This window comes from Streptomyces sp. NPDC059373 (assembly GCF_042751495.1).
Lineage (GTDB): Bacteria > Actinomycetota > Actinomycetes > Streptomycetales > Streptomycetaceae > Actinacidiphila.
The window spans coordinates 17,979-20,809 of record NZ_JBHYXC010000070.1 but is presented as its reverse complement, the minus strand read 5'-3'; the positions used below and the strand labels follow the sequence as shown (position 1 = coordinate 20,809).

At 70.6% G+C, this 2,831-nt stretch carries 2 protein-coding genes; both read right to left on the bottom strand.

The annotated features are described in order from the left end of the window. Positions 1–90 precede the first annotated feature (90 nt). The gene (locus ACFXJ5_RS39775; RefSeq protein ID WP_384642937.1) at positions 91–1,152 is read right to left on the bottom strand and encodes an MBL fold metallo-hydrolase; all 1,062 of its coding nucleotides are present in this window, start codon (positions 1,150–1,152) and stop codon (positions 91–93) included. Continuing rightward, entirely contained in the window at positions 1,149–2,603 is a 1,455-nt protein-coding gene (locus ACFXJ5_RS39770; protein ID WP_384642934.1) for an NAD-dependent succinate-semialdehyde dehydrogenase, read from the bottom strand. Before ACFXJ5_RS39770 ends, ACFXJ5_RS39775 begins: the two co-directional genes overlap by 4 nt. Between the last annotated feature and the right edge of the window lie 228 nt (positions 2,604–2,831).

Genomic DNA, 2,831 nt, shown 5'->3' with positions numbered 1-2,831 from the left:
GACCTGGAGCGGTCCGCCGCGGGCCTTCAGCTCGGATACCGTGCGCGACACCGGCCGCGGTGGGTCGCCGTGTGGATCGGACGGTGCGGCTCAGGAGGCCAGATGCCAGGCGTCCGGACCGCCCGGCGCCCGGCGAAGCCGCCCGAGCCGCTCCAGATGACGAAGGTGCGTGTAGGTCTCGCTGATCGCGGTCTGCCGCATGATGCCGTAGGTGCTCTCCCAGCCGCGTGACCACGAGATGGTCTCGGCGATGCGCCAGGTGCTGCACCCGGGTTCCGCCCGTACCACGGCCTCGATCTCGGCCATTCGGGCGCGGTGATGCCCCAGCATGGCGGCCACGCGGCCGGGCAGGTCCCCGAAGCGGTACTCGTGCGCGGGCAGCACTTCGTCCACGGGCAGCTGTGCCGTGCTTACGAGCGAGGTGAGATAGGCGCCGACCGCGTCGTCGTCCAGCCCCGGTGCCCGGGAGATGTTCGGGGTGATCCGGGGCAGCACGTGATCCCCCGAGAGCAGCAGCCGCTCGTCCTCCAAGAGGAAACACAGATGCCCCTCCGTGTGCCCCGGTGTCCACACCGCCCGCAGGTCCGGGCGGCCCGGCAGCGGGCGAGCGCCATCGGCGACGAGGAAGTCGGGCATCGGCAGCGAGTCCTGGATGCGGCCCATCGGCCGAAGCGACCCCCGCAGCTCGGCGCTCTCCCGCGGCGGCGCGCCGCGCAGCAGCAGCCACTCGGCCTGCCGGGTCTCCATGCTCCCCTGGGCGGCGACGCGCCGCAGAACCTCGGCTTCGGCCGGATGCATGCCGACACCCGCCCCGGACGCATCCTTGACCAGGGACGTCAGGCCGTGGTGGTCGCTGTGCGCGTGGGTGACGAGCACGGTGCGCACGTCCTCGACGCGATGCCCGGTCGCGGCGATCGCCGTCGTGAGCCCTTGCCACGCCTCGTCAGCGGGCCAGCCCGTGTCGACCAGGGCGATGCCGCCGGTACTCAGCTCGACCGCGTACGCGAGGACGTACCGCAGGGGGTTGTCGGGGATGGGCACGGGCAGCGACCACAGTCCGGTACGTACCTGTTCGACGGACGGCAGTCGGCGCTCCCGCCACGCGCGGTGCTGGTTCTGCCCGGCCGACGACGGCGCGGCCACCGTGGTCACGGCAGGAGATGCCCGATGAGCTTGACGTCGAGGTACTCCTCGATGCCCTGGGCACCGCCTTCGCGGCCGAGTCCGCTCTCGCCGGTGCCCCCGAAAGGCGCCGCCGCGGCGGTGGGGTTGATGTCGTTGATCCCGACGATGCCGAACTTCAGTGCCTCGGAGACGCGCACCGCACGGCCGAGATCGGTGGTGTAGACGTAGGACGCGAGGCCGTACACGGTGTCGTTCGCCATGGCGATCACCTCGTCCTCGTCGTCGAAGGGGATGATGGCGGCGATCGGGCCGAAGGTCTCCTCCCGGTAGATCGTCATGTCCGGGGTGACGTCGGCCAGGACGGTCGGCGCGAAGAACAGTCCGCTGCCGTAGCCCTCCCCGGTTAGCTCCTCGCCGCCGGCCAGCACCGAAGCGCCCTTCGCACGGGCGTCGGCGACCTGGCTGCGCATCTTGTCCATGGCGTCGCTGTCGATGAGCGGGCCCACGGTCGAGGTCTCGTCGAGGCCGGGGCCCGCCTTGAGGCGTCCGACCCGTTCGGTGAAGACCTTGGAGAAGCGTTCGACGGCCGCGCGCTGGACGTAGATCCGGTTGGGGCAGATGCACGCCTGGCCGGTGTTGAGGTACTTCACCAGGGCGGCGCCCTTGGCCGCGTGCGCGGGATCGGCGTCGTCGAAGACGATGAAGGGCGCGTGGCCGCCCAATTCCATCGAGACGTGCTTCATCGTTGCGGCGGCGCGGCTCGCGAGCATCTTGCCGACATCGGTGGAGCCGGTGAAGGTCAGCTTCCGGACGGCCGGTGAGTCGAGGAGGATGTCGCCGACCTCGGCGGGGCGGGCGGTCGTGACCAGGTTGACGACGCCTGGCGGTATGCCGGCCGCGTCAAGGATCTCGAAGACGGCCGCCGCGCAGAGCGGAGTCTGCTCGGCCGGCTTGAGCACGATGGTGCAGCCGGCTGCCACGGCAGGAGCGACCTTGCGGGTGATCATCGAGATCGGGTAGTTCCACGGGGTGATGCCCGCGACGACGCCGACCGGTTGCCGCAGCACGGTGAAGCGCTGCTTGCCGCGGGGGGAGGGGATCGTGCTGCCGTAGACGCGCTTGGCCTCCTCGGCGAACCAGATCAGGAAGTCGGCGGCGTAGGCGACCTCGTTGCGGGCGGCGCGCAGTGGTTTGCCCTGTTCCAGACTCATCAGACGTGCCAGATCCTCGGCACGCTCCAGCATGAGGACATGGGCGCGCAGCAAAGCGTCCGCGCGGGTGTACGCCGACTCGGCGCTCCAGGCCGGGAACGCCGAAGCCGCGGCATCCACGGCCCGCTGGGTCTCCGTGGCGGTCGCGTCGGCCGCGAGGCCGATCACCTGCCCACTACTGGGGTCGCTCACCTCGAAGGTCGCGCCGCCCTCGGCTCCCGCCCAGTTGCCGTTGATGTACAGCGTTGCGCCGTCATGTGCGCTCATGCTCGACCACCCTATGCCAGTTTGATAGTTCTGGAACTAGGAAACCATACTGCAAGAATAGTCGAAATATCGAGCCCGGTCCGGAGAGAGGGTCCTCGCAGGCGCGTGGCCGGGGTGGGCAACAGGACGGACAGGCTCGGACATGCGAGAGGCGGGGGAACCTGGGGGGGGGGTGTCGGCGCGAGCGCGCGCCGGGTTTGTCGGGGCGGGCGGGCCCGGGGGGGGGCC

Excerpts from the sequence above, each read along its gene's own strand:
- ACFXJ5_RS39770 (WP_384642934.1), bottom strand. The coding sequence starts at position 2,603 with ATGAGCGCACATGACGGCGCAACGCTGTACATCAACGGCAACTGGGCG.